Genomic DNA, 24,932 nt, shown 5'->3' with positions numbered 1-24,932 from the left:
CCCAAGCGGACGGTCAGCCTGAGCCGGAGGACCGGGCCAGTGCGGCGAGCCGCGGCCGCGCGGTGCTCACCCGGACGAAACCGGGCCGCGCGGCCACCAAACCGCAGGCGAGTTCGGGCGCCAGCAACAGGATCAGCAGCCAGATCGGCAGATGCCAGCCACCGGTGAGCGCGTGCAGCAGTCCGAAGGCCAGCGGGCCGCACGCGGCGAGGAGGTATCCGCCGCACTGCGCCATCCCGGAGAGCAGCGCCGTGCCGGTGTGCGTGGCCGAACGCAAGTTGAGGAGCGTCAACGCGATCGGGAACGCGGCGCCGGTGGCGACTCCGAAGACCGCGATCCAGATCCATCCGGCTCCGGGAGCCAGCAGCAGGCCGGCGAGCCCGACCGCCATCAGGGCGACGACTCCGGCGACGAGCGGCCGCTGGTCGCGCATCCGCGCGGCGACGACCGGCACGACGAAGCCGAGCGGAATGCCGGCGATGATGACGACCGAGTTCATCGTCCCGGCGGTGGCGGGGGAGAATCCCTGTCCCTGCATGATTTCCGGGAGCCACGACGTCAGCGTGTAGAACATCAGCGACGTCATCCCCATGAAGATCATCACGCACCATGCCAGCGGCGAACGCAGCAGCGAGCCCGATTCGCTTGCGGGAGGGGTTTCCGCGGACGGGCGCGCCGGCGGTCGGGTGCGGAGACTGAGCGGAATCCATACGACGGCGGCGAGCACGGCCGGGATCGTCCAGGCGGCCAGGGTCAGCTGCCAGCCGCCCAGGTGTTCCAACGGCACGGCCAGGCCCGCCCCGGCCGCGCCGCCGACCGACAGCAGCATCATCGACAAACCGGTGAGCGGCCCTACGCGATCCGGGAAAACGCGTTTGATGACCGCCGGGAGCAGGACGTTGCCGATCGCGACCCCGCCTCCGGCGAGCACCGTGCCCGCGAACAACGTCGGCTGGGCGGAAATCACGCGCAGCAGCAGTCCGAGCGTGATCGCCAGGAGCGCCGCGGCGATCGCCGCCGTGGTGCCGATCCGGCGCGCGAGGACGGGGGCGAGCGCGGAGAAGGCGCCCACGCACAGTTCGGGCAAGGCCGTGAGCACGCTGACTCCGAGTCCGGACAAGCCGAACTCGTCCTGGAGCCGGCCCAGGACCGGGGGAACTCCGGTGATGGCCGCCCGAAGGTTGAGGGCCAGCAGCACCAGGCCGACGAGAGTCCAGACCACGGCGCTCCGGCGTCTTTTCGCGCCCGGACCCGGCCAGCGGGAGGACCAGCGGGCCAGCCCGGCCGCGACCCCCGTCACCACCACGGCTTCGGCGAACAACGACAGCCACACCGTGCTCATCGAGACGCTCATCGGGACTTCCTTCCAGTCGGCCTCGCCTCCAGGTTCGTGGTGCACATCGGACAGGTCCAGGTTGTCTTTCCGGACCGAACCGTGAAGAATCGGCTACATGATCGATCTGCGCAGGCTCCACGTGCTGCGCGCGGTGGACCATTACGGCACGGTGACCGCCGCCGCGCGGGCGCTGCACTTCACGCCGTCCGCCGCGTCCCAGCAGATCCGCCAGCTGGGCCGGGAACTCGGGGTGGCCCTGCTCGAACCGCAGGGCCGCCGGGTGCGGCTCACCCCGGCGGCGCACCGGCTCCTGGCGCACGCGGACGACATCCAGGCGCGCTGGGAACGCGCCGAACTGGACCTGCGCGCCGACGGCGGCGAACCGGCCGGGCTGCTGCGCCTGGCCGGTTTCCCGGTCGCGGTCTCCGCGCTGCTCGCCCCGGCCGCCGCGGCGCTCGTCGCCCGCCACCCCCGGCTCGTCCCGAGGATCAGCGAGGCGGAGGCCGCCGACTGCTTCGACCGGCTCTTCGACGGCGACGCCGACCTCGCTGTCGTGGAGGCCGCCCCGGACGAACCGCCGCGCGACCGGGCCCGGTTCGAGCAGCGCCCGTTGCTGGACGACCCGTTCGACCTGGTGGTCGCCGCCGGACACCGGCTCGCCGGGCGCGACCGGGTCGATCTCGCCGAGGCCGCCGGCGAACCGTGGATCGTGCCCAGCGCGACGTGCACGTGCCGCACCCACGTCCTGTCCGCGTGCGGCGCGGCCGGTTTCACCCCGGACGTCGCCCACGACGCGCTGAACTGGAACGCCACCTTCGCCCTGGTCGCCCACGGGCTCGGCGTCGCGCTGGTGCCCCGCACCGCGCAGGCGCCGGAGAACTCCGCGGTGGTCCGGCTGCCCTGCGCCGGCGAGCCGCGGCGCAAGATCCTCACGGTCACCCGGCCCGGCACCCGGGCCAACCCGGCGGTCGCCGCCGCGCTGGAGGAGCTGGAAAGCCTCGTTCCCTCGCTGCTGGCCGGCTGAGGCCGTCCGCGGCGAGTTGCCGTGGCTAGGATGCGCGTATGCACCTTGCGGAGGAGTCCGGTCCACGGCGTCGCCGGCGGGGCGCGGAGCTGGAGGCCGCGCTCCTCGACGCCGCGTGGGCGGAGCTGATGGAGGGCGGGTACGCCGCGCTGACGTTCGCCGGGGTCGCGGATCGCGCGGGCACCAGCCGTCCGGTCGTCAACCGGCACTGGGCGACCAAGGCGGACCTCGTCCGCGCCGCGCTCGTCCGCGCCAGCGCCCGGTTCCCGCTCTCCGATCCGGACACCGGGTCGCTGCGCGAGGACACCGTCGCGTTGCTCGAACAGCTCAACGGGGCGTTCGCGATGTTCGCCGCGGCGATGACCGCTCAGCTGGCCGCCTACTTCGAGGAAACCGGCACGACGGTCTCCGAGCTGCGCGCGTCGCTGATCGACGAGCGGTGGGCGGTGATCGACGCGGTCACGCGCCGCGCCGTCGCGCGGGGGGAGATCGACGAAGCGAAGCTCACGCCGCGCATCGCCCGGCTGCCGTATGACTTGCTGCGCAACGAAACCCTGCTGAACCTCGAGCCGATGTCCCCGGACGCGATCCGGGAAGTGGTGGACACGATTTTCCTGCCGCTGGTCTCCCGGAACCGGCCAGGCGCCCGGTCCGCTCGCCGGCGGTGAGACTCTTCTGTCCCTAGTGGACTGACTGCTCGTCGCGCACGCTGAGGGGTGGATCACGTTCCTTGTAAGATGCACTGCTGCATCTTATGGTGGAAGGAGACAGGGACACACTCCAGAAAGAAGGACTGCGATGGACGCGGTGGCGGTCGAGGTGCGGACGATGGGCCGCACGGTGGACGAATCCGTAGTGGACCAGTGGGAATTGCGGGCCGCGCGCCGGGCGCTGCGGAACCTCAAGGAGATCGCGGGCGGGCAGGTGCTGACGGACCTGCTGGCCGGGCAGATCGAGGAAGGCGACCGGTTCCACCGGGAGATCGTCGCGGCTTCGGACGGCGGCTACCGCGAATCGCGCACCGAGTTCGCCGTGCGCGGGCTCAGCGGGACGGAACTGGCGGAATGGTTCCGCGGGCAGGCCGCTACGGGCCGGTTCCAGGACAAGGTGCTGCTGCTGAACGCGCACCCCGAGCACTACGCCGAGCCGCCGCAGTACCCGGGCGGGATGGTGGAGACGATCGGCGGGCATCTCACGCGCTTCCGCGTGTCGGTGGCCCAGGAACTGCCCGCCGCGGTAGCCGCGTATCTGGACCCGGCCTATCCGGTGTCGCTGATGAACGCGGAACTGTCCCTCGACGACGGCACGCCGTTCGCCTACTGCCTGCACCAGGCGCGGGACACCGGCACCGGGGCGGACGTGGTGGTGCGCGTCGTCTACGCCGCCGCGGCGCCGGATTCGATGATCGAAGGCCATTGCGAACATCTGGCGATCGAGTTCCGCAGCTGGATCCGCAACGCGGCGGCGGCGAGGAAGTAAGGGATGGAATTCACCGGGAAAACGGCTCTGGTCACCGGTTCCGGAACGCCCGGGGGCCTCGGGCACGCGATCGCGGAAATCCTCGTCCGGGGCGGCGCGGCCGTGGTCGTCACCGGCCGGGACCCGGAACGCGGCGCCCAGGTCGCCGACCGCCTCGGCGCCCGGTTCGTCGCCGCCGATCTGGCCGATCCGGACAGCGTGCGCTCCCTGGCGGACGAAGCGGGCGCGGTGGACATCCTGGTCAACAACGCGGCGCTGATGACCGGTGCGACACAGGATCTCAGCGAGTTCGACGACGTCTTCGCGGTGAACGTGCGGGCTCCCTTCCTCCTCGCCACGGCCTTGGCGCCGAGGATGGCCGCGAACGGCGGCGGCAGCGTCGTCAACATTTCTTCGACGGCGGCCGGGATCGGCATGCCCGAGATGGGGGTGTACGGCGCGACCAAGGCCGCGCTGGAATCGCTGACCCGGGCGTGGGCGGCGGAGTACGCGGCCGGGAACGTCCGGGTGAACGCGGTCGCTCCCGGTCCGATGCACACGGCGAAGGCGGTCGCGCTGACCGGCCCGGACCTCGGCGGCTACGGCGGGACCGTGCCGCTGGGCCGCTCCGCCGACCCGGCCGAGGTCGCCGAGACGGTCGCGTTCCTCGCCAGTGCTCGCGCCGGTTATGTGACCGGCGCGGTCCTGGCCGCCGACGGGGGCCGGGCGGCGGTCTGACTGTTGCCGAGGGGAACCGTTCTGCTTGCGGTTCAGGCGAATCCTCCATCGGCCGCCGCCGATTCCCGTGCCGCCGTCCGATTGTTCGCCGCGGCGGAGCCGGGAGCGTTCCGCTTGCCACCCAAGCAAATCCTCCGTTGGCGGCCGCTGCTGGGTCCCGTGCGGGTTGGGTGACCGGGGCGGCGGTCTGACTGTTGCCGAGGGGAACCGTTCTGCTTGCGGTTCAGGCGAATCCTCCATCGGCCGCCGCCGATTCCCGCGCCGCCGTCGGATTGTTCGCCGCGGCGGAGCCGGGAGCGTTCCGCTTGCGACCCAAGCGAACCCGCCGTCATCGCCCACCGCCCGAGCCGCCGGGAAATCCGCCGTTCGTGCACCGTGCACTGTCGCGCTTCCCCCGTTTCGTCGCCGTGCCCGAAGCGGCGGACCCGGTGCGGTTCCTAACGTCGGGGCCAACGTTGTGATCCGGTCCGCACGACAGGAGCCCGCCGATGACCCGTCCCGCTCGCAGCCGGCTGGGGGTGCTGCTCGGCAGCACCACCCCGCCCGAACAGATCGGCTTCCAGGCCGCGGCCGCGGAAGCCGCCGGGTTCGGGGAACTGTGGCTGCCGGAGGACTATTTCTTCCTCGGCGGCATCGCGGGCGCCGCGCTCGCGCTCGGGGCTACTTCGCGGGTCCCGGTCGGCATCGGCGTCGTGTCGTCGGTCGTGCGGCATCCGGCGTTGCTGGCCATGGAGATCGGCACGCTCGCCCGCGCCCACCCGGGCCGGCTGATGCCCGGGATCGGGCACGGCGTCCCGGCCTGGACCGCGCAAATGGGCCTGACCCAGTGTTCGCCGATGAGCGCCCTGCGCGAAACCCTCACCGCGGTCCGGGGCCTGTTGCGCGGCGACACCGTCGACGAGGAGGGACGGTTCGCCGCCTTCCACGACGTCTCGCTCACCCACCCGGTCCCCGGGCAGGTGCCGTTGTTCACCGGGGTGCTCGGGGACAAGGGACTCGAGCTGACCGGCCAGCTGGCGGACGGTCTGCTCGTCAGCGCGCTCGCGCCGGTCGAATACGTGCGGGACGCGCGGCGCAAGCTGGACGAGGCCGCGCGCGCGGCGGGACGCGACGAGCGCATCACGATCACCGTCCTCGCCGCGGCCAACGTCACGCGGGACCCCGGACAAGTGGCCGCCACCCGGGAAGCGCTCAAGGCGGTTCTCGCTTTCTACCTCGCCGCGACCGGTCCTGGCCCGCTGTTCGGAGCCGTCGGCGCCAACGACCGGCTCGCGGAGATGCTCTCCCGCGGCGGTCCGGAGGTGGTCGCCGCGGAGATGCCGGACGACTGGCTCGACGTTTTCGGCGTCGTCGGCGGCCAGGAAACCGCGAGGGTCCGGCTTCGGGAATACCTCGACGCCGGCGCGGACAACGTCGCCATCGCGACCGTCGTCGCGGACGGCGCGGAAGAAACCCTCGCCGCGGTCGGCGAACTGACCGGCGAATTCACCCACTGAAAGGGCGTCACCATGAGCACTGACCTCGAACGGATCCTCGAAGTGCACGAAGGCTGGTACGAGGCGAACGTCGGCCTCGTCGCCGGGAAAATGCTGCAGTACTTCCCGGAGGGCGACGGCTACCACCAGTTCAACCTCAACGGCCACACCTACCACGGCGTGCTGGACAAGCACCGGTTGTGGGTCAACGCCGCGAAAATCGGGCTGAGCATCACCGCGATCAAGGACGTCGTCGGCCCGGACGTGCAGATTTTCGGGGACGTCGCGCTGCTCACCGCCGAAGGAACCGCCGACGTGGTGGCGCCCGGCCAGCCGGACGCGGTCCCGACTCCGTTCCGCACCACCGAGTTCTTCCGCCGCGACGACGGCAAGGGCGGCCCGGACTGGCGGATCTGGCACATGCACGTCAGCGTCCAGGACCCGCAGATGCCCAAGCACGGAACGGAATGAGGCCGGTCTTGGACCGCATCGCTGTCGAGGGGCGGACCGGGCCGCTGTCGGTGCTGCGCACGACCGGCGGCCGGTCCGGCGTCCCGCTCGTGCTGCTGCATCCGATCAACTCCGCGGCGGTGGTCTGGGAGGACGTCGCCGCGCGGCTGGACCGGCCGGTCGTGGCTCCGGACCTGCGCGGGCACGGAAACTCCGGGCAGACCGGCCCGTTCACCGTCGAAGAGGGCTACGTGCCGGACGTCCTGGCGGTTCTCGACGCTCTCGGGCTCGACGAGGTGCACCTGGCCGGGGGATCGCTCGGCGGCACGATCAGCGTCGCGCTGGCCGCGGTGCGCCCCAAGCGGGTGCGCAGCGTCGCAACGTTCGGTTCGACGCTCGGCACCGGGGTTCCGGACGAGGCGATCGCGGAGATGGTCCGCGAACTCGAAGCCGCCGGGACGGCCGGGTACTTCGCCGGTCAGGTGCCGGGGATCGTCGGCCGGAAGCACCGGGATTCGGTGCGAGTCAGGGAAGTGATGGCGGAAGCGGTCGGCGCCCGGCCGACGGCGGTGGTCGCCGAGATCCTGTACGGAGCGTTCGGCGCGGACATCCGGCACCTGGCCGGAAACGTCGCCGCGGCGGGGATTCCGGTGCTGGCGGTGGCCGGCACCGAGGACCCGACGTGCCCGCCGGCGATGTCGCGCGAACTCGCCGAAGCCACCGGCGGCACGGCGACGGAACTGGCCGGTGCGGGCCACCTGCCGATGCTCGAGGAGCCTGACCGGGTGGCCGGCCTCCTGCGCCGGCACCTCGCGAGGGCGGAGGAAGGACGGCCGTGACGTATTCGATCGTCGCGCGCGACCCGGTCACCGGATGGCTCGGGGTCGGCGCCCAGACCCATTTCTTCGGCGTCGGCTCGTTGCTGCCGTGGGCCGAAGCCGGCGTAGGCGCGGTGGCCACCCAGGCGTTCGTCGACGTCGGCTACGGGCCTCGCGGCCTGGAGTTGCTGCGGGCGGGCGTACCCGCGCCGTCCACTGTGGACTTGCTGGTCGCCGAAGACTCCGACGCCGCGTACCGGCAGCTGGGAGTGGTCGACGCGCGGGGCTCGGTGGGTGCGCACACCGGCAGGTCGTGCGCGCCGCACGCCGGTTCCGCGCGCGGGCATCAGGTGACGGTGCAAGGGAACATGCTGGCCGCCCCGGGCGTATGCCAGGCCGCGCTCGCCGCCTTCGAGACCGCGGAGGGGGATCTCGCCGACCGGATCCTCGCCGGGCTGCGGGCCGCGGACGGCGCCGGGGGAGACGTGCGCGGTGCGCAGTCGGCGGCGTTGCTGGTCGTGTCGGGACGCCGGGGTCCGGAGCCGTGGAACGAGGTCATCGTCGACCTGCGCGTCGACGACCATCCGGACCCGCTCGGCGAACTGGCGCGGCTTCTGCCGCGTTCGCGGGCCTTCGGCGCGGTCGGCGGGGTGATGTTCGCGCGCGGCCTGACGCTCGGGCCGTTCGAGGGGGTCGAGCCGGACGAGCTGGCCGAACGGCTGAGCGCGCTCGCGTCGGCGGCGGAGGTCATCGGGCCGGACAACCGCGAGGCGGACTTCTGGCGGGCGGTGCTGCTCGCCCGCGCCGGACGGCGCCGGGAGGCCGCCGACCTGTTCGCGGAGGTCGTGGCGTTCCGGCCGGCGTTGCTGGGATTCGCGAAAGGGCTGGCCCCGCTGGGCTTTCTCGACGGCGAAGCGATCGCCGCGCTCACCGCGCACCTCGAGGAGCCGGCATGAACGCCGCCGCCGCGGTCCGAGCCGACCGGGTGACCGGACTGGCCGCCGCTCTGATCCAATGCGACACGCGGAATCCGCCCGGCGGCGAACGGCCGGCGGTCGAACCGCTGCGCGCGGTCTTGGCCGAGCTGGGCGCCGACGTCGAGATTTTCGAACCGGAGCCGGGCCGTCCGTCGGTCCTGGGCCGCATCGGGTCCGGGGACGGCCCCACGCTGCTGGTCAACGGGCACGTGGACGTCGTCCCGGTGTCCGAAGAGGACTGGTCGGTTCCGCCGTTCGGCGGGCTGGTCCGGGACGGGCTGCTCTACGGCCGCGGCGCCTGCGACATGAAAGGCGGGATCGCCGCCGCGCTCGAAGGGCTGCGCGCCTGCCGCGACGCCGGGATCGTGCCGCCCGCGAACCTCGTCCTCCACTTCGTGGCCGACGAGGAGACCGGCGGCCGGGCCGGGACCGAGGCGCTGGTCGCCGCCGGACTGGTGCACGCGGACGCGGCCGTCGTGCCCGAGCCCAGCGAACTGCGGGTCGGGGTGGCCGAACGAGGGTCGCTGATGGTGGAGATCGCGGTGCGCGGCCGGGCGGCGCACGGCAGCGATCCGGCGGCGGGCCGCTCCGCGATCGACGACGCGGCGCGGATCGTTTCCGCGCTCCACCTGGCCGACTTCGGCGACGGCGAGCATCCGCTGCTGGGCACTCCGACCGCCAACGCGGGCACGATCGCGGGCGGCGCCGCGGTCAACATCGTGGCGGCCGAATGCCGGCTGCGGATCGACCGGCGCGTGCTGCCCGGCCAGACCCGCGACGAAGCACTGGCCACCGTGACCCGGCTGATCGACGCCGCCGGGAAGTTCGACTACGACGTCGAAGTCCTCGCCTTCGCCGAGGGATCCGAACTGGACCCGGCTCATCCGTTCGTCGCGGAGGTCCGGCGGGCGGCGGACGACGCGCCGGTGCGGGGCCTGAAACTCGGCACGGACGCCCGGTTCCTGCGCAATCGGCTGGGCATCCCGACGGTGGTGTTCGGGCCAGGGTCGATGGCCGTGGCGCACACCGCGGACGAGTACGTGCCGGTCTCCGAGCTGGTCGCCGCCGCTCGGGCGTTCGCCCGGCTGTACGCCGGTTTCCGGGGTGTCACGCCCGCCTGAGCGGGCGCGCCGAAGGTTAAGGTCTGCGCATGGAGCACGTCGCCGAGTCCGCGATCGACGACGTGGTGCGCGGAGCCGGGCACTTCGGGAGCGGTGGCGGCGGCGACCCGTATCTGGCGCAGCAGCTCCTGCTCGCGGCCGTCCGGAAGCACGGCCCGGTCCCGCTCGCGACGGCGGACGTGCTGGACCCGGACGCTCTCGTTCTCCCCGTGGTGTCCGGCGGCACCCCGCACACCCTCGCCGAGAAGGCGCACGGCATCGTCGAGGCGGAGACGCTCCGGGCGGCGGTGGAGGCCCGCGCCGGGCGGAAGTGCGCGGCGGTCCTGCCGGTGCAGCTCGGCAGCGTCAACGTGGCCGTCCCGCTCGCCGTCGCGGCCGAACTCGGGCTGCCGTGCCTCGACCTCGACCTGATGCGCCGCACACTGCCCTCGATCGACCTGACCCTGCTGCGGCTGGCCGGGTTCCCCGTCTCGCCGATCACCGTCGTCGGAGGCTCCGGGGTCGTCGCCGAGTTCAGCCAAGGCACCGGCGCCGTGCTCGGCGAGCTGGTGCGCGCCGTGCTGCCGCCGCTGGGGCTCGTGGCGCTGATCAGCGCGTATCGGGTGACCGCGGGGGACTGTGCGCGGCTCGGCGCGGCCGGGTCGATCAGCGAGTGCGCCAGGATCGGAGCGGCGCTCGCCGAAGCCGGGCACGAGCCGTATCTGCGCGCTTGCGGCGGACGCCTCGTGTGCACCGGAACCGTCGCCGAAGTTCTGCAGCATTCCTCGGACGGCTGGCCGCGCGGCGTGGTTTCCCTCGACACCGCGGAGGGTTTCGTGCGGATCGACTTCCAGAACGAGAACCTGATGGTCAGCCGGGAAGGCACGGTGCTGGCCACGGTGCCGGATCTGATCGGGGTCGCGGACGCGGACACGGGCGCCCTGACGCAGACGGTCGATCTCTTCGTGGGCCAGGAAGTGCAGGTGCTCACCAGCCCGGTCGACGAACGGTGGCACACGCCCGAAGGGCACACGGCGGCCGGGCCGCGCGCGTTCGGGTACGCCGTCGATCCGGTGCGGTTCGACGGGTCGGCGGCGTTGGCCGGCGCCCGGTGAGCCGGCTGCGAGTGGGCATCGACGCCGTCTCCGCCCGGGCCGTGGCCTTGGCCGGGACGGGCCGGATCGTGGCGTCCTGCCGAGGAGTTCCCGGGACCGACTCGCCGTCGCGGCTGCTCGGCGCGCTCCGGGTGGACGCCGGCGCGGTCGACCGGGTCGTGGCGGTCCTGCCGGAGCCCGTGCCCGCCGACGCGGGATCTCCCGTCGGAGTCCTGCGGATCGGCGGCGCGACCGCCCTTCCGCCGCTGGCGGGCTGGCCGGCCGGGATGTCCGCAGCAGTGACCGGACCGGTCGCGACGGTGCGGGGCGGGCACGAATACGACGGCGCCGAGTCGGCCCCGCTGGACCTCGCCGCGGTGGCCGGATTCGCCCGCCGGTGCGCCGGAACCGTCCGCGCGGTCGCGGTGGCCGGAGTCCACGGGCTGGAGAACCCCGACCACGAACAGCGGGCCGCGGACCTGCTCGCCGACGTGCTCGGACCGGACGTGCCGGTGCGCAAAGGCAGCGAGACCGAGGCGATCGGGTTGCTGGAGCGGGAAAACACCGCCGTGCTCGACGCGGCGCTCGCCGAATTCGCCCGCGCCCGGATCGACGAGCTGGGCGCCGCGGTCCGGAAGCGCCATCCCGAGGCGGAGCTGTACGTGGTGCGCGGCGACGGGACGGTGTTGCCCGAACTCGCCGCGCAGCGGCACGCCACGGCTTGCCTCGGGGCGGCTCGGGCGGCGCTGCTGCACGGCGCGGCGCGGCTGGCCGGAGTGCCCGCGGCCGTAGTGGTCGAGGCGACCGGCAGCCGGACTGTCGTCGGGACGACCCGTGGCGGCTTGCTTCCCGAATCGGCCGAGTATCGGGAATTCGGCGGGATCCGGATCGGCGTCCGCCTCCCGCGGCTGACCGCGGCGGGGCGCGAGCGGTCTGTCTCCGCGGCGGTCGCGCGCGCGAGGTACGGGGACGACGACCTCCCGGTGGTGCAGGTCGGCGAGCGCTCCCTGCCGGACGCGATCCGGCCGCCGGCCGCCGATCTCGCCGCCGCCGTCGGGGCGGTGACCGCGGAGGCGGCGGGCTCGGTCGACCGGATCTTCTGGCAAGGCGCCGGCGGACGCGAAGACTCGGCCGCCCGCGCCCGGCAGCTGGCTCGCGACGCCGCGGTCCGCGCGGGCGCCGATCCCCGCACGCTGCGGGAAACCCCGGTGAAGGAGGCGCTGATGACGTACGTTCCGGTGCCGGCCGCGCGCCTGCGGGCGACCGCGGTGGGACCGATCCTCGAACCGGCGGCGCCATGACGGTCACGCTCGCCCAGCTGCTGGACTTGCGCCTGCTCGAGCACTGCGAGGTGCTCGCGGGCGAATCCGGGCTGAACCGGCCCGTCGGGGCGGTCGTCCCGGGGTCCGCGGTGCCCGAGATTTCCGAGCTGGCCCCGCGCAGCGTCGTGGTGTTCGGCCGGGAGCAGCTCGTGCTCGACGATCTCGCGGCGGACCTCGCGATCCGGCTGGCGGGCAGCGCGGGCCTGTCCGGAATCGTCGCGGCGCGCCCGCACCGGCCGGTGCCCTTCGCCACCCGCCGGCTCGCCGACCGGCTGGCGCTGCCGCTCGTCGGCGTCGAGGACATCACTCCGACCGGGGTGGTCACCGCGTTCGAGCCCTACGTCAGCGCCCCCGAGATCGCGGGGCTGCGCGTGCTCGGCGACGCCTCCCGCCGCTTCCAGCGTCCGCCCGCCGACGCGCACGCGCTCACCTCGCAGCTCACCGCGACGCTCGGCGAACCGGTGGCGCTCGTCGACGCGGAAGGCCGGTTCGCCGCCGGTGATCCGGCGATGCACGAACTGCTCGGCCGGTGCGCCGATCCGGCGCTGCTGGCCGATGCGCGGCCGGTCGCCCTGACGGTCGGCGCGGAGGGCGAGCTGATGCTGCACCCGGTCCAGGTCGTCGCGACCGGGCCCGCGGTGTACTGGATCGCGGTGCGGCGGCCCCGGTTCGCCGCCGGAGCGCTGCTCGAACCGGTCCGGCGCGCGATCGCGATCGCGGCGCTGTCGTTCGCGGTGCACGTGGCCGGGGAAGCCCTTCGCGACGAGCGGGAACACCGGCGCCGTTCGCTGCTGCTCAACGAAATCCTCGAACAGCCCGGCGAACCGGGCCGCCGCACCGTCGAGCGGGCGACCGCGCTCGGCTGGCGGCTCGCCGGACGGCACACCGCGGTGCAGGTGCAGGCGGCGGCCGTCCCGGCGGCGGTCCGGATGTCCGCGCTGGGCGCGGAACTGGAAGCACAGCTGGCCGAACACGGCGTCGCCGCGAGGCTCGTCGAACGCGCCGAGGGATGGCTGTTCTGGCTGACCGCCGACGCGCAAGCCGAGGCGGCGGATCCCGGTCCGCTGCTCGACCGGCTCGCCCGGACGCTCGCCGCCGTCGAAGCGGAGCATCCGGGGCTGCGGCTGTGCGCCGGAGTGGGCCGCGCGCACACCGGCGCGGCGGGCATCGGCCGCTCCGCCGAACAGGCCCGCCGCGCGGCCTTGCTGGCCCACACCTCGCACCGCCGGGCGGTCGTCGAGCACATCGACGCCGGCAGCGCCCGGAAGCTGATCGCCGGCTGGTACGGATCCGCTCCGTTGCGGGGGGCCGCGGCCGAGCTGCTCGCTCCGCTGGAGGAGGCGGATCCGTCCGGCGGTTTGGTCCGCACCTTGCGGTGCTACCTGGATTTCCAGTCCTCGGCGAAGGCCGCCGGGGCCGCGCTGGGCGTCCACCGCAACACCGTGATGCAGCGGATGGAACGGATCGCCGAGCTCCTGCCGGCCGACCTCGGCGATCCGGACGACCGCCTGGCCGTGCACCTGGCCACGCGCGCCGCCGGGGTCGACTGGGACGAACCCGGCTGACCGCGCGCACAAAACGCCTCCCCGGCATTCGGCCGCGGTGCACGATGACCGGGGGCGGCCGCGCGGGTTGAGTGTCCGGAATGGACACCGGAACCGCGGGAATCACCGTCGGATACAAGGCATCGGCCGAACAGTTCGGGCCGCGGCGCCTGGTCGAGCTGGCTGTTCTGGCCGAGGAGCGAGGCTTCGATTCGGTGCTGGTGAGCGACCATTACCAGCCCTGGCGGCACCGGCACGGGCACGCGCCGTTCTCGATGGCCTGGCTCGCCGCGGCGGGGGAGCGGACCGGCCGGGTCCGGCTCGGCACCAGCGTGCTGACCGCGACCTTCCGCTACCACCCGGCCGTGGTGGCGCAGGCTTTCGGCACTCTCGGCGCGCTCTATCCCGGACGGGTCGTGCTCGGTCTCGGCACCGGCGAAGCGCTCAACGAGGTCGCGGTCGCCCGCCTGGCGTGGCCCGGGTTCAAGGAACGGTTCGCCCGGCTGCGCGAGGCGGTCGACCTCATCCGTCGCTTGTGGACCGAAGAGCGGGTGAGTTTCGCCGGGGAGTACTACCAAACGGAGAACGCGACCGTCTACGACCGGCCGAAGCGGCCGGTGCCGGTCTACGTCGCGGCGGGCGGCCCGGTGGTGGCGAAGTACGCCGGACGGACGGCGGACGGGTTCATCTGCACCAGCGGCAAAGGCATGGACCTCTACACGGAGAAGCTGCAGCCCGCCGTCGACGCCGGCGCCGAGCAGGCCGGCCGCGAGCCCGGGGACGTCGCGCGCTCGATCGAGATCAAGCTGTCTTACGACACCGACACCGAGGCCGCCGTCGCGAACACCCGGTTCTGGGCGCCGCTTTCGCTGACCGCGGAGCAGAAGCACGGCATCTCCGACCCCGTCGCCATGGAGCGCGTCGCCGACGGGCTCCCGATGTCCCAGGTCGCTTCCCGGTGGATCGTTTCCTCCGACCCCGACGAGGTCGCGGAACGGATCCGCCCGTACGTCGAGGCGGGCTTCACCGATCTGGTGCTGCACGCGCCCGGCGACGATCAAGCCCGCTTCCTCGACCTGGCCCGGCGGGATCTGCTGCCGCGGTTGCGCCGCCTGGGCGGATAGCCCTGCCGCCCGGTCCTCGCAGGGCGGCGAGCCCACTGACGGCGCTCCGGGCGCTGCTTAGCCTTCCCCCGACGCAGCGTGGCGTGGAGGGAAGGAGCGGCCCGATGACGGCAGTCGACACCTGGCCAGGAGCACTGGGCGCCGACCTCCCGCCGCCGGACGGGACGGTCCGGCTGGCGCTCTTGGTCAGCGCGCGACGCGGCTGGTTCAGCGTGGCGGCCGCGGCTTCCGGGCTGGACCGGCCGCTCGCCGGGGCGGCTCCGTGGGACCCTTCGCGCCTTCCCGGGCGAAACGAACTGGTGCTGGTGACGGCGCCTCGGCCGGCCGCCGACGACCTGGCGCAAGCCCTCACCGCTGCTCATCGGGCGGGCGCCGCGGCGCTGGTCGTCCGCGAGGGCGCTCTTCCGCCGGGATTCGACCTCACGACCGCGGCCGTGCCCGTGCTGGTGGCGGAAAACCAGGTCGGCTGGGCGGAGATCGGCACGGTCGTGCAGTCCCTGCTGGCCGGCGCCCGGCTCGGCGCGCGCGGGTTGCCGCCCACCGCGGGCGGTCTCTACGACCTCGCCGAAAGCGCCGCCTTGGCGCTGGACGGCGCCGTGGTGGTCGTCGACGCGGCGTTCCGCGTGCTCGCTTTCGGATGCCGCGAACCGGTGGACGCGCTCACCAGCGAAATGGTGCTCGCCCGGCGGGTTCCGGTGGAGTTGCGGAAGCATCTCGCGCGGGTGCGGAGTGTCGCGCGCCTGGACCTCCCGGACGCGGCCCCGCGCTGGAGCGCCCCGATCCGCTCCGGTGCCGCTGTCGGCGGCTATGTCCTCTGCACGCCGCGCTGGACGTCCGAGTCGGTGCCGAGGGTGCTGACCGAGGTGTCGACGGCCGCCGCTGCCTGGTTCCTCGACGAACCCGCCGGACGGGACGACGAAGACGCGATCCGCGCCGAGCTGCTGCGCGGGCTGCTGGCCGGTTCCGGATCGCTGGAAGCGCTGACCGAACGGCTCGGCACTTCCCGGCGGTGGCTGCTCGCCGCCCTCGGCCCGGTCGCCTCCGGCCGCGAGGGAGCCCTGGCCCGCTGCGCGCGGATGCTCGACCCCGCCACCGCGACGGCAGTGCTGGACTCCCTGCTGTTCGTCCTGGTCCCCGCCACGCCCGGCTCGGGACCGGCCGATTTCACCGAACGCCTGCGACGGCGTGCCTCGGCCGGCGCGCCGCTGGTGGCGTGTCTCGGCCGCCCCTGCGCCACCGGGGCCGAACTCCGCGCCGACGCAGGCCCTCTCCGGCACGCGGCACGCGTCCTCGCCGCCCGGCCGAGCCCCGGCACCGCGCATCTGACGGACCTGCTCCCGCACGTCCTGATCGCCGAGCTGACCGACCTGGCCGCCGAACACCCCGGCCTGCTCGGCGGTTCCCTCGACGTCCTGCGCCGCGACCCGTCCCCGCGCGGCGCCGAATACCTCAACACGCTCCGCTGCTGGTTCGACGCCGGCGGCGACGCCACCCGGGCAGCGGCCGCGCTTCGGATACACCGCAACACTTTCCGGTACCGGCTGCAGCGCATCGAAGAGCTGTGCGCGGTCGATTTGGACGATCCGGTGCAGCGCTTCACGATCGAACTGCAGACGCGGCTTCTGGCGCCGCCGGCCGCAGCAGCTCCTCAGGCCGGGGATCGACGCGGTCAGCAGCTGTAGTGCTGTTGCGTCTGGTAAAGGTCGATGCCGCTGTAATCCGCCGGGTTGAAGGTGAACTTGGCGCCCCAGGAGTAGCGCGGCGGCGGATTTCCGTCGTTCATTCGCGGGCTGTCGAAAGTGCCCCCGTTCGGCTGGCGGAACAGGTGATACCCGGCCGTGGTGTAGAAATCGAAGCTGGAATGCCAGACATCCCCGGAATGGGTTTGGTAGGTGAGCGTGGTGGCGCTCCACTCGCCGGTTCCGTCGGACCGGACGACGATGGTCCCGTTGTCCTGCTGGCAGTCGCCGGCGTGCAGCTGGCCCCAGGCCACGCTTTTCTCCTCCAGTGGGCCGTGCGGACGCGCCGGGCCGGCGAGTGCGGGCGATCCGGCCAGCAGAGCCGCGCCCGCGGCTCCGGCGCCGAAAATCGCGGTGATCCTGCGAACGGTGGAATTCATCGTGGTTTCTCGCTTTCCGTTTCCGGTGCTGGGCAGATCCCCACCGTGGCCCGGGTCCGGACGCGCGCGGAATACCGGATTTTGGGGATTGACACCGTGGCGGCGGGATTCCGTTCCGGGACTCCTGATTCGGCAGCTCGCCGAGCTCGCGGGTGCGGAACCGGTGTTCTCCCGGCGGTGGCGTTCTAGCGGTGCCGCGCGCGGTGCGCTCGCTGCCGTCGCAGCTCCCGCTGCCGGTCGGCCCGGTCGGCGGCCGCGCGGGCGGCGTCCGGATAGTCGCGGATCAGCGCGGCCAGGCGGTTGGCGAGGGCCGTGGTCGAGGGCAGGTCGGCCGGATAGGCCGGATCGGTCGCGTACCGCGGCCGGGCGGTCGCCACCCGGCGGGCGAATTCCACCGGGTCGTCCGCGTGCTGCCAGGCGGCCGCGAACCGGCGCTGGGTCAGCCGGTCCGAGTGCTCGGCGATCGAGTCCGCTTCGGTCGGGTAGACGCGAAAATTCCGGCGCACCCGGTGCCGGAACCCGGGACCCCTGGTATTCGGCCAGATCCTCGGTTCCGCCCCGGTCAGGCGCGGGTCATGGGGATGCGGGGTCGCGTAGACCTCTTCGGTGACCTCCGACTGGCGCCGGTCCGGCGGATCGTGCGGACCGGCCTCCACGTTGAACAGGTTGTTGCCGGCCGCCCCGCGTGTCCCCCAGCCCAGCTCGAGGGCCATCTGGCCGAGGACGAACGCGGCCGGCGCGCCGCTGCGGCGCTGTACTTCGACCGCCTGGTCCCGGAAACGCAGCACGAACCCGATCTGCGTGCCGTACCGGGCGCACAGGGCGGCGCTGGCCGCGGCGCTGATGGTCACGCCCGCGCCCAGCTCCGGAGCGGCCGGGCCAGGCGGGGTGGTCGGGCCAGGCGGCGTGGCCGAAGCAGCCGGTCCGGATGGGGCGGCCTCGTCCTGCGTCGGGCCAGCCGGAGCGGCCGCGTCCTGCGTCGCCGGGCCCGAGTCCGGAGCCGGAACGCCGGAATCCGCGGCAGGCGCACCCGCGTCCACCGGCACGGGAGCGCCGTCGGGCGAGGACGCGTCCCGGGGTTCCTCGTCGTCGTGGGTGTCCCGATGCACCATCAGGCCCGTCGCCTGGACCGGGACCCCTTTCCCGCCAGCCGCGATCGCCCGGGCCTCCCGCTCCGCCGGGTCGCCGGGCCGGCTGATCGCTTCCGGCGCGCCGGAAGCTCCGCGTTGCTGCACGACGTGCGCCAGCTCGTGGGCGAGCAGCCGCTGCCCGGAAGCCGTCGCGGGCGCGTACTCCCCGGCGGCGAACGCGATGTGCGAGCCGATCGTGTAAGCCCGCGCGCCCAGTGCCCGGGCCGCGTCGGCAGCGCGCGAGTCGGCGTGCACCCGGACGGTGCTGAAGTCCTGCCCGAACCGCGCGCTCAGCACCGCGCTGGCCGGCTGGTCCAACGGCTCGCCAGGCGACCGCACCGCCTCCGCCGCCGCGTCCCGCTCCGGCCGGGGATTCCGCCGCGGCGACGGGTGGGCGTGGGTCATCGGCCCAGGGTGCGTCCCCGCCGTCACCCCGCCGTCACCGCGAACCGGCCAACGCCTGTCCGCACGGGCTGCGCGCCGGGACGGATCTGCGACGATGGGGGCGATCGCGGACCGGAAGAGGGAGAGCTGATGGACGAGTCGAGCCGGGACCGGTGGCGTCCGGGACAGGACTGCCAGGCGGTGGCCACGGCCCGGGCGCTGGGGCAGGACGTGGACAAGATCCACGGGGACGCCTGGGGCGTCGTCGGCACCTTGGGCGACAGCGTCTGCTACCTCGGCGTCACGGACAAGGTCGAGGCGATCCACGAAGCGCTGGGGCGCCGGATCCGCGAACGCGACCTGCCGGTCCGGCTGCTGGCCCCGAACTACTCGGGCGGGATCTCCGACGGCCAGCGCAACGGCACGCCGCAGATGCGGTACTCGCTGATCGGCCGCGAGACGACGAACGACGGGCTGTCGCTGCATTTCGAGGGCAGCGAGATCCGGGGAGCCGTCGCCGTGGTGGCGTGCGACAAGCCCCCGGTCGGGGCCACGGCGGCGATCCTGGAGCGCAACGTGCCCGCGGTGGTGCTGTCCGACGGCTCGATCCGGCCGGGCACGGACCCCGAAACCGGGGAACGGATCGACCTGGTCAGCTGTTTCCAGGTCGCCGGGGACCCGGACGAGGCCAAACGCGAGCGGTGGGCGCGCAACGCGTGTCCCGGGCACGGCAGCTGCGGCGGGATCTTCACCTACAACACGATGCAGTCCTTCATCGCCGTGCTGGGGCTCGAGCCGCTGCACATGGTGTCGCCCGCGTCCGAGGATCCGCGGCGGGTCGAGGAATTCCCCGAGCAGATCGTGGACTGCCTGGAAATCATGACCCAGCGCGGGATCGCGCCGCGCGACCTGGCCACGCCGGCCGCGTTCCGCAACGCCGCGGTCGTGGCGATCGCGCTGGGCGGCTCGACCAACGTGGTCCTGCACGCGCCGGAGATCGCCCGCGCGGCCGGGCTCGACTTCTGGTCGCAGGTCATGACGCAGCAGGAGTTCAACCGGCTCTCGAGGACCGTCCCGGTGCTCGTCGACGCCCGGCCGTTCGGGCAGTACAGCATGGTGGACATCGACGCTTCCGGCGGCCTGCAGGCGGTCGTCGCGGAACTTCTCCGGCACGATCTGCTCGACGGCTCGACCCTGACCTGCACGGGCGAGACGCTCGGCGAGCAGATCGAACGGCTCGCCCCGCCCGCCCCGGACGGAAAGGTGATCTTCCCCGTCGCCGCACCGTTCAAGCCGACCGGCGGCCTGCGGCTGCTGTCGGGCAACCTCGCCCCCGACGGCGGCGCGGTGATCAAGCTCGCCGGAGTCGAGACCGGCGTGGTCGACGGCCGGTTCGAGGGACGGGCGCGCGTCTTCGACAGCGAACAGGCCCTGCTGCGGGCGCTCGTGGAAACGCCGGACGAGTTCGCGGACCGGGACATGGTCGTGATCCGCTACGAAGGCCCGCGGGGCGCTCCCGGCATGCCCGAGATGCTCGACCCGACTTCCCGGATCACCGCGCTGTGCCGGCGAAAGGGCATCTCGATCGCGCTGATGACCGACGCCCGGTTCTCCGGCGGCTCGGTCGGGCTGGTCATCGGGCACGTCGGCCCGGAGGCCGCGCTCGGCGGACCGATCGCCCTCGTCGAGGACGGCGACACCATCACGGTCGACCTGAACACCGACACCCTCGAATGCGCCGAACTGGCCGACCCGGCGGTCAGCCAGGAGCGCCGCGCGAAGTGGCAGCAGGCCGCCGCGGCGAACGGCGGCGTCCACCCGCTGGTCCGCCCGGTGACGTCCCGCCTGCTCCGCCGCATGCGCGCGCTGGCCAGTTCCGCGATCGACGGCGCGGGCATCGCGGAGGTCGCTCCCTGACCCGGCTGGCCTGGCGTCCCGGAACCTGACCGAACCGCACCCGGCACCTGCCCGCCGAAGACCGCGTCGTGCGATGACCCGCCACCCGCCGGTGGTGGCGGGCACGGCGCGGACGGCGGCCGGGCCGGTTCGGTTCGTCCTCGGCGTGGGGTCGGCACCAGGGCCGTCGCGCCGGTCGGCCTCGCTCCGTCGAAACCAGCCCGGCTTGTTCGGCAGACGCGGAATCGATTACGCGACCGGCCATCGCACCTTCCTGGCGTGCCACTCGCTGAACAGGCGAGATAGGATGCGGGCCACGGCGCAGAGGCTCGCGCCACAGCCGCGGCGCAAACGATTACCAGCCCGGTTGCCCGACGTGGAGCAGGCGAAAGGAGCGGCCCGTGCGGTCGAAGGTCACGCTGTCGGACGTCGCGGCGCGGGCCGGCGTGTCGATCGCGACCGCTTCGCGCGCCCTGTCCGGCAAACCGCGCGTTTCCCGCGAAATGATCGAACGGGTGCACGCGATCGCCGCGGAGATGGGCTACCGGGCCGACCCCGTGGCCCGGGCTTTGCGGCAGGGTTCGAGCCGGCTCGTCGGGATGATCGTGCCGGTCATCGGCATCCCGTTCTTCGCCCAGCTGATCGGAGCCGTCGAGGACGAGCTCAACCGCGCCGGGTTCGAGCTGCTGCTGGCCGATTCGCACGGGTTCGTCGACGAGGAGGTGCGCCGCCTGCGGGTGTTCGGCGAGCGCCGCGTCGACGGGATCCTGCTCATCCCCTCCGACCGCGCGGCGTCGGCGCAGTCGCTCGCCAGCCTGCCCGGGGACGTGCCGGTCGTCGAGGTCGACCGGGCTACCGACCGGCCGGTCGCGGATTTCGTCGGCGTCGACAACCTGCTGGGGATGCAGCTCCTCTTCGAGCACCTGGCCGAGCAGGACGTCGCCAGCGTCGCGTTCGCGGGGGCGGACGACGCCACGACCGTCGGAGTCGAGCGCTGGGAGGGCTTCCACGCGATGGCCCGCCGGACCGGCATCGACGTCCGCGCGACCTACCGGAGCGAATTCAGCATCGAGAGCGGCGCCGGCGCGGCCGAGCACATCGCCGCCGCCGGACCGCTGCCCGACGCGATCGTCGCCGGGTCCGACCAGATCGCCGTCGGGCTCGTCTCGAAGCTGCGGGAACTCGGATACGACGTCCCGCGGGACGTCCTCGTCACCGGCTTCGACGGGATCGAGCTGGCGCGGGTCTTCTGGCCGGTCCTCACCACCGTGGTCCAGCCCGTCCCGGCCATCGCGGCCGAGGCCGTCCGGCTCCTGCTGGGCCGCATCGACGGCTCCGACACCGGGGCCGTCCGCCGCAACCGCATCGCCCCCACGCTGGAGATCGGCATGTCGTCGAAGCGCGCGGAGCTGCCTGCTTCGGCGTGAGCCGGGGTCCCTTGACAAGCCTCACCCGGTGCGTAATCGTTTTCGCAGTCTGCGGAAACGATTACGCATCCTGGAGGACCCGATGCCCGTCCCGGTCATCATCGACTGCGATCCCGGCCACGACGACGTCTTCGCGCTCTGGCTCGCCGCCGGGAACCCGGCGATCGACCTGCTCGGCGTCACGACGGTCGGCGGGAACGGACGGCTGGAGCACACGACGCACAACGCGCGCGTCGCGCTCACCGTCGCCGGAGTCGGGGGAGTGCCGGTCGCCGCCGGGGCGGACCGGCCGCTGCGCCGCGAACTCACCCCGGCGGCCTGGATCCACGGCGAAAACGCCCTCGGCGGCCCGGTCCTCCCGGACCCGACGGTTCCGCTGGACGAACGAAGCGCGGTCGAACTGATCTCAGACCTGCTCGCGGAAGCGGCGGAACCCGTCACGCTGATCCCGACCGGGCCGCTCACCAATGTCGCCACGCTCCTGGAGCAGCGGCCCGCCGTCAGGGAAAAAATCAAGGAGATCATCTGGATGGGCGGCTCGACCGGACGGGGAAACGTCCGCGCCTACGCGGAATTCAACGCCTGGGCCGACCCGGAAGCAGCCGACCTCGTGGTGAAGGCCGGTCTCCCGTTCACCATGGTGGGCCTGAACATTTCGCACCAGGCGCTGATCACCGAGGAGGTGCTCCGGTCGATCGCCGCGATCGGCAACGAGACCAGCGCGTTCGGGGTCGACCTGCTCCGCTTCTTCTGCGGCGCCTACGACGCCGTCGAAGGCATGCCGGAAGCCCCGTTGCACGATCCCATCACGGTCGCGCTCGCGATCGACCGGACCGTCGCCACCGTCCGGCGCAGCCGCGTCGACGTCGAGACCCAGGGCGAATTCACGTCCGGGGCCACGGCGGTCGACCTGCGCGGCATGCTCGGCCGGGAGCCGAACGCCGACATCGCGATCACGCTGGACGTGCCCAAGTTCTGGCAGCTCGTCCGCGATGCCGTGGCGAACCTGAAGTAGCTCCGCGGCTACTGGCAGACCGGCACCGCGGCGCCGGGACTCTCCTCCAGCGGGAACCGATCGCTGAACGCCGGCTTGAGATCGCTCAGCCACACCGCGGCCGGGTCGTATTCGGCGTAGAAGGGCCGGCCCACCAGCTCGGGATTGCGCGCCTGGATCAAGTGCAGGGCGAACACCTTGCGGCCCGCCACCTCGACCACCCCGTCCACGCAGACCTTGCCCGCCGTCGTCGACATCGAAGGCCCCCGCACCGTCCGCGCCAGTCCGGAGACCGAGGCGTAGGCGTCGCGGAAGATCTCGTGCCCGCGGGCGAGCGGCACCGCGAAGTAGTCCGCGGGCCCGGTGTCCCGCTCCACGAACATGTAGTACGGCACCATGCCCAGCCGCACCTGCCGGCGCCACATCGATTCCCACACCAGCGCCGAATCGTTGATCGAACGGATCAGCGGCGCCTGCGTGCGGATGACGGCCCCGGTGCTGCGGATCCGGGAGACCGCCTGCTCGGCGATCGGGGTCTCGAGCTCGCGGAGATGGGAGAAGTGCGCCATCAGGGCCAGGTTCTTGCCCGAGCGGACGACCTGCTCGAACAGTGCGAGCAGGTCCGCGGCGTCCGGGTCGGTCACGAATTTGCGCGGCCAGAACGCCAGTGCCTTGGTGCCGACCCGGACGGACTCGAGCTGGTCGAGCGCGAGCAGCGGTTCCACGTACCGCCGCAGCACCGTCGCGCTCATGATCATCGCGTCGCCGCCGGTGATCAGCACGTTGGTGACCTCGGGGTGGGCGAGCAGGTAGTCCACGAGCTCCTGGACGCCGTCGTCGTCGGCCGCCATCCGCAGATCGGGTTCGCCGACGAACTGCGCCCAGCGGAAGCAGTAACTGCAATAGGCGTGGCAGGTTTGCCCCTGGCGGGGGAAGAACAGCACGGTCTCGCGGTATTTGTGCTGCACGCCCTCCAGCACGTGCCCGTCCACGACCGGCCGGTTGAGCCGCAGCTGTCCCGCCGGGTGCGGGTTGAGCCGCATCCGCACCCGGTGGGCGGCCTGCTGGATCTCGCGGCGCGGCGCGTCGCGGCGCAGCAGGCCGGCGATGTGGTCGACGTCCTCCTCCGGCAGCATGTCCTTCTGCGGGAACGTCAGCCGGTAGATCGGGTCGTCGGGGGCCGCCGACCAGTCGATCAGCTCGTCGACTACGTAGTTGTTGGTCCGGAACGGCAGGACCTCCGCCACGGCCCGCACCGCCAGCCGCTCGGCGGGCGGCAGTCCCGCGCGGGCGGTCAGCTGGTCGAGGTGTCTCGCGGTGAAAGCCCGGAATCCCCGGCCCGCGGAGGTTTTCTGGGCGGTATCCGTCACGGTCACGGGCGCACCCTCACTCCGCTGACGAAGGCCGCGAAGCCCTCTTCGATCCTGGACGGCGCCGAGTCGGAGGGGCGAGGGCGTCTTCGCTGCGCGGCGTTCATGGTCGTCGTGTTCCTCCCCGGGAAATGAGCGTCGAGAAAGCCGGCGCGAGATCCGCCGGATGGCGAATTCCGCCCGCTGGAATGATGGCTGAACGCTGGGCATTTCGGGCACGCGAAAGGATATCGTCGCACATCGTCCCCCATTTTCGGCCGAGTCCGGACGGCGGACCCGGTGTCACCTTTCCGTTTCCGGAGGCGAGCTTTTCCGCCGCCGGAAACGGCTTTCCGCGGTCAGCGGTGCTTGAACTGCGGCGTGCGTTTGGCGAGGAAGGCTTCCATTCCTTCGCGCTGGTCTTCGGTGCCGAACAGTGCGTGGAACATCCGCCGTTCGTAGGCCAGCCCGTCGGAAAGCGGGCTTTCGAATGCCCGGTTCACGCATTCTTTGGCCAGCATCACGCTGGGCATGCCGAGCCCGCAGATGGTTTCGGCGGCGGCCAGCGCTTCCCGCAGCAGTTCGTCGGCGGGCACGACCCGCGACACCAGCCCGGCGCGCTCCGCTTCCGCGGCGTCCATCATCCGCCCGGTCAGCACCATGTCCATCGCCTTGGCCTTGCCGACCGCACGCGGAAGCCGCTGCGTTCCGCCGGCGCCGGGCACGATGCCCACGGTGATTTCCGGCTGGCCGAATTTGGCCGTGTCGGCGGCGATGATGAAGTCGGCCATCATCGCCACTTCGCAGCCGCCGCCGAGCGCGTAGCCGGCCACCGCGGCGATGACCGGTTTCCGCACCTGGCGCAGCGTTTCCCAGTTGCGCGTGATGAAGTTGTCTTTGCAGACCTGCATGAAGTCGTAGTCCTTCATCGCCGCGATGTCGGCTCCGGCGGCGAAGGCTTTGTCGGTGCCGGTCAGCACGATGCAGCCGATGCTTGCGTCCTGGTCGAAAGCGAGCAGTGCCGCGCCCAGTTCGTCCATCAGCTGGTCGTTGAGCGCGTTCATCTGCTTCGGCCGGTTGAGCCGCACCAGGCCGGTTTTCAGCGTTCCTTCGCCGTGCACGCTGGTGAGCAGGTATTCGTAGGACATGCCGTTCCTCTCGGGCTCTGGGGGG

22 protein-coding genes are annotated in these 24,932 nt (G+C 72.8%); 17 read left to right on the top strand and 5 right to left on the bottom strand.

The genetic code is table 11. The features are described 5' to 3' along the window. Window positions 1-13: 13 nt before the first annotated feature. On the bottom strand, window positions 14-1,354 hold the full coding sequence (locus F9C12_RS05360; RefSeq protein ID WP_409465008.1) for a CynX/NimT family MFS transporter: 1,341 nt from the start codon (window positions 1,352-1,354) through the stop codon (window positions 14-16). Window positions 1,355-1,451: 97 nt separating this feature from the next. Here F9C12_RS05360 and F9C12_RS05355 point away from each other — a divergent pair, with 97 nt between their 5' ends. The 14 genes from F9C12_RS05355 (at window position 1,452) to F9C12_RS05290 (ending at window position 16,142) form a co-directional block, all read left to right on the top strand. Further along, window positions 1,452-2,360, top strand: a complete 909-nt coding sequence (locus F9C12_RS05355; protein ID WP_409465007.1) for a LysR family transcriptional regulator — start codon at window positions 1,452-1,454, stop codon at window positions 2,358-2,360. Window positions 2,361-2,398: 38 nt separating this feature from the next. Next, window positions 2,399-3,028: a TetR/AcrR family transcriptional regulator gene (locus tag F9C12_RS05350; protein ID WP_409465006.1), complete on the top strand. Its 630-nt coding sequence runs from the start codon at window positions 2,399-2,401 to the stop codon at window positions 3,026-3,028. Window positions 3,029-3,158: 130 nt separating this feature from the next. Then, the gene (locus tag F9C12_RS05345) at window positions 3,159-3,839 is read left to right on the top strand and encodes a hypothetical protein (RefSeq protein ID WP_409465005.1); all 681 of its coding nucleotides are present in this window, start codon (window positions 3,159-3,161) and stop codon (window positions 3,837-3,839) included. Window positions 3,840-3,842: 3 nt separating this feature from the next. Continuing rightward, complete coding sequence (locus F9C12_RS05340) at window positions 3,843-4,556, top strand: SDR family NAD(P)-dependent oxidoreductase (RefSeq protein WP_409465004.1); 714 nt, start codon at window positions 3,843-3,845, stop codon at window positions 4,554-4,556. Between the two features lie 488 nt (window positions 4,557-5,044). Then, window positions 5,045-6,052 carry an LLM class flavin-dependent oxidoreductase gene (locus F9C12_RS05335; protein ID WP_409465003.1) on the top strand — a complete coding sequence of 336 codons (1,008 nt, stop codon included), beginning with the start codon at window positions 5,045-5,047 and terminating at the stop codon, window positions 6,050-6,052. 12 nt (window positions 6,053-6,064) lie between these two features. Beyond that, window positions 6,065-6,502, top strand: a complete 438-nt coding sequence (locus F9C12_RS05330; protein WP_409465002.1) for a nuclear transport factor 2 family protein — start codon at window positions 6,065-6,067, stop codon at window positions 6,500-6,502. A gap of 8 nt (window positions 6,503-6,510) precedes the next feature. Then, window positions 6,511-7,320 (top strand): alpha/beta fold hydrolase, encoded by an 810-nt coding sequence (locus F9C12_RS05325; protein ID WP_409465001.1) that lies wholly within the window; start codon window positions 6,511-6,513, stop codon window positions 7,318-7,320. Next, window positions 7,317-8,255 (top strand): DUF1028 domain-containing protein, encoded by a 939-nt coding sequence (locus F9C12_RS05320; protein WP_409465000.1) that lies wholly within the window; start codon window positions 7,317-7,319, stop codon window positions 8,253-8,255. The genes F9C12_RS05325 and F9C12_RS05320 overlap by 4 nt, the downstream gene beginning before the upstream one ends. Next, window positions 8,252-9,397 carry a M20 family metallopeptidase gene (locus F9C12_RS05315; protein ID WP_409464999.1) on the top strand — a complete coding sequence of 382 codons (1,146 nt, stop codon included), beginning with the start codon at window positions 8,252-8,254 and terminating at the stop codon, window positions 9,395-9,397. The genes F9C12_RS05320 and F9C12_RS05315 overlap by 4 nt, the downstream gene beginning before the upstream one ends. 29 nt (window positions 9,398-9,426) lie before the next feature. Beyond that, window positions 9,427-10,491 carry a DUF917 domain-containing protein gene (locus tag F9C12_RS05310; protein WP_409464998.1) on the top strand — a complete coding sequence of 355 codons (1,065 nt, stop codon included), beginning with the start codon at window positions 9,427-9,429 and terminating at the stop codon, window positions 10,489-10,491. After that, window positions 10,488-11,771 (top strand): hydantoinase/oxoprolinase N-terminal domain-containing protein, encoded by a 1,284-nt coding sequence (locus F9C12_RS05305; protein WP_409464997.1) that lies wholly within the window; start codon window positions 10,488-10,490, stop codon window positions 11,769-11,771. The genes F9C12_RS05310 and F9C12_RS05305 overlap by 4 nt, the downstream gene beginning before the upstream one ends. After that, window positions 11,768-13,357, top strand: coding sequence for a helix-turn-helix domain-containing protein (locus F9C12_RS05300; RefSeq protein ID WP_409464996.1), 1,590 nt, complete (start codon window positions 11,768-11,770; stop codon window positions 13,355-13,357). The genes F9C12_RS05305 and F9C12_RS05300 overlap by 4 nt, the downstream gene beginning before the upstream one ends. A gap of 80 nt (window positions 13,358-13,437) precedes the next feature. After that, complete coding sequence (fgd, locus tag F9C12_RS05295; protein WP_409464995.1) at window positions 13,438-14,460, top strand: glucose-6-phosphate dehydrogenase (coenzyme-F420); 1,023 nt, start codon at window positions 13,438-13,440, stop codon at window positions 14,458-14,460. 104 nt (window positions 14,461-14,564) lie between these two features. Further along, the gene (locus F9C12_RS05290) at window positions 14,565-16,142 is read left to right on the top strand and encodes a PucR family transcriptional regulator (RefSeq protein ID WP_409464994.1); all 1,578 of its coding nucleotides are present in this window, start codon (window positions 14,565-14,567) and stop codon (window positions 16,140-16,142) included. Here F9C12_RS05290 and F9C12_RS05285 read toward each other — a convergent pair. Both F9C12_RS05285 and F9C12_RS05280 read right to left on the bottom strand, forming a co-directional pair. Beyond that, window positions 16,130-16,579, bottom strand: coding sequence for a DUF6294 family protein (locus F9C12_RS05285; RefSeq protein WP_409464993.1), 450 nt, complete (start codon window positions 16,577-16,579; stop codon window positions 16,130-16,132). The two genes, F9C12_RS05290 and F9C12_RS05285, sit on opposite strands and share 13 nt — an antisense overlap. 185 nt (window positions 16,580-16,764) lie before the next feature. Then, window positions 16,765-18,114, bottom strand: a complete 1,350-nt coding sequence (locus F9C12_RS05280; RefSeq protein ID WP_409464992.1) for a DUF4157 domain-containing protein — start codon at window positions 18,112-18,114, stop codon at window positions 16,765-16,767. 129 nt (window positions 18,115-18,243) lie between these two features. Between F9C12_RS05280 and F9C12_RS05275 the strand changes: the two genes are divergently transcribed. The 3 genes from F9C12_RS05275 (at window position 18,244) to F9C12_RS05265 (ending at window position 22,431) form a co-directional block, all read left to right on the top strand. Next, a complete protein-coding gene (locus F9C12_RS05275) occupies window positions 18,244-20,010 on the top strand; it encodes a dihydroxy-acid dehydratase (protein WP_409180836.1) in 1,767 nt (588 codons plus the stop codon). A gap of 380 nt (window positions 20,011-20,390) precedes the next feature. Next, window positions 20,391-21,416, top strand: a complete 1,026-nt coding sequence (locus tag F9C12_RS05270; RefSeq protein ID WP_409464991.1) for a LacI family DNA-binding transcriptional regulator — start codon at window positions 20,391-20,393, stop codon at window positions 21,414-21,416. A gap of 82 nt (window positions 21,417-21,498) precedes the next feature. After that, entirely contained in the window at window positions 21,499-22,431 is a 933-nt protein-coding gene (locus F9C12_RS05265) for a nucleoside hydrolase (RefSeq protein ID WP_409464990.1), read from the top strand. A gap of 8 nt (window positions 22,432-22,439) precedes the next feature. Here F9C12_RS05265 and F9C12_RS05260 read toward each other — a convergent pair whose 3' ends face one another. Then, complete coding sequence (locus tag F9C12_RS05260; protein WP_409464989.1) at window positions 22,440-23,786, bottom strand: KamA family radical SAM protein; 1,347 nt, start codon at window positions 23,784-23,786, stop codon at window positions 22,440-22,442. Between the two features lie 332 nt (window positions 23,787-24,118). Beyond that, window positions 24,119-24,907 carry an enoyl-CoA hydratase gene (locus F9C12_RS05255; protein WP_409464988.1) on the bottom strand — a complete coding sequence of 263 codons (789 nt, stop codon included), beginning with the start codon at window positions 24,905-24,907 and terminating at the stop codon, window positions 24,119-24,121. Window positions 24,908-24,932 lie beyond the last annotated feature (25 nt).

Source organism: Amycolatopsis sp. GA6-003 (genome assembly GCF_046267895.1).
GTDB lineage: Bacteria > Actinomycetota > Actinomycetes > Mycobacteriales > Pseudonocardiaceae > Amycolatopsis.
This window is presented reverse-complemented; position numbering and strand designations above follow the sequence as displayed.

Coding starts and splice junctions, on each gene's coding strand:
- F9C12_RS05330 (WP_409465002.1), top strand. CDS start 6,065: ATGAGCACTGACCTCGAACGGATCCTCGAAGTGCACGAAGGCTGGTAC.
- F9C12_RS05340 (WP_409465004.1), top strand. CDS start 3,843: ATGGAATTCACCGGGAAAACGGCTCTGGTCACCGGTTCCGGAACGCCC.
- F9C12_RS05350 (WP_409465006.1), top strand. CDS start 2,399: ATGCACCTTGCGGAGGAGTCCGGTCCACGGCGTCGCCGGCGGGGCGCG.
- F9C12_RS05335 (WP_409465003.1), top strand. CDS start 5,045: ATGACCCGTCCCGCTCGCAGCCGGCTGGGGGTGCTGCTCGGCAGCACC.
- F9C12_RS05300 (WP_409464996.1), top strand. CDS start 11,768: ATGACGGTCACGCTCGCCCAGCTGCTGGACTTGCGCCTGCTCGAGCAC.
- F9C12_RS05255 (WP_409464988.1), bottom strand. CDS start 24,907: ATGTCCTACGAATACCTGCTCACCAGCGTGCACGGCGAAGGAACGCTG.
- F9C12_RS05285 (WP_409464993.1), bottom strand. CDS start 16,579: ATGAATTCCACCGTTCGCAGGATCACCGCGATTTTCGGCGCCGGAGCC.
- F9C12_RS05275 (WP_409180836.1), top strand. CDS start 18,244: ATGGACGAGTCGAGCCGGGACCGGTGGCGTCCGGGACAGGACTGCCAG.
- F9C12_RS05360 (WP_409465008.1), bottom strand. CDS start 1,354: ATGAGCGTCTCGATGAGCACGGTGTGGCTGTCGTTGTTCGCCGAAGCC.
- F9C12_RS05280 (WP_409464992.1), bottom strand. CDS start 18,114: ATGACCCACGCCCACCCGTCGCCGCGGCGGAATCCCCGGCCGGAGCGG.
- F9C12_RS05345 (WP_409465005.1), top strand. CDS start 3,159: ATGGACGCGGTGGCGGTCGAGGTGCGGACGATGGGCCGCACGGTGGAC.
- fgd (WP_409464995.1), top strand. CDS start 13,438: ATGGACACCGGAACCGCGGGAATCACCGTCGGATACAAGGCATCGGCC.
- F9C12_RS05315 (WP_409464999.1), top strand. CDS start 8,252: ATGAACGCCGCCGCCGCGGTCCGAGCCGACCGGGTGACCGGACTGGCC.
- F9C12_RS05265 (WP_409464990.1), top strand. CDS start 21,499: ATGCCCGTCCCGGTCATCATCGACTGCGATCCCGGCCACGACGACGTC.
- F9C12_RS05290 (WP_409464994.1), top strand. CDS start 14,565: ATGACGGCAGTCGACACCTGGCCAGGAGCACTGGGCGCCGACCTCCCG.
- F9C12_RS05310 (WP_409464998.1), top strand. CDS start 9,427: ATGGAGCACGTCGCCGAGTCCGCGATCGACGACGTGGTGCGCGGAGCC.
- F9C12_RS05355 (WP_409465007.1), top strand. CDS start 1,452: ATGATCGATCTGCGCAGGCTCCACGTGCTGCGCGCGGTGGACCATTAC.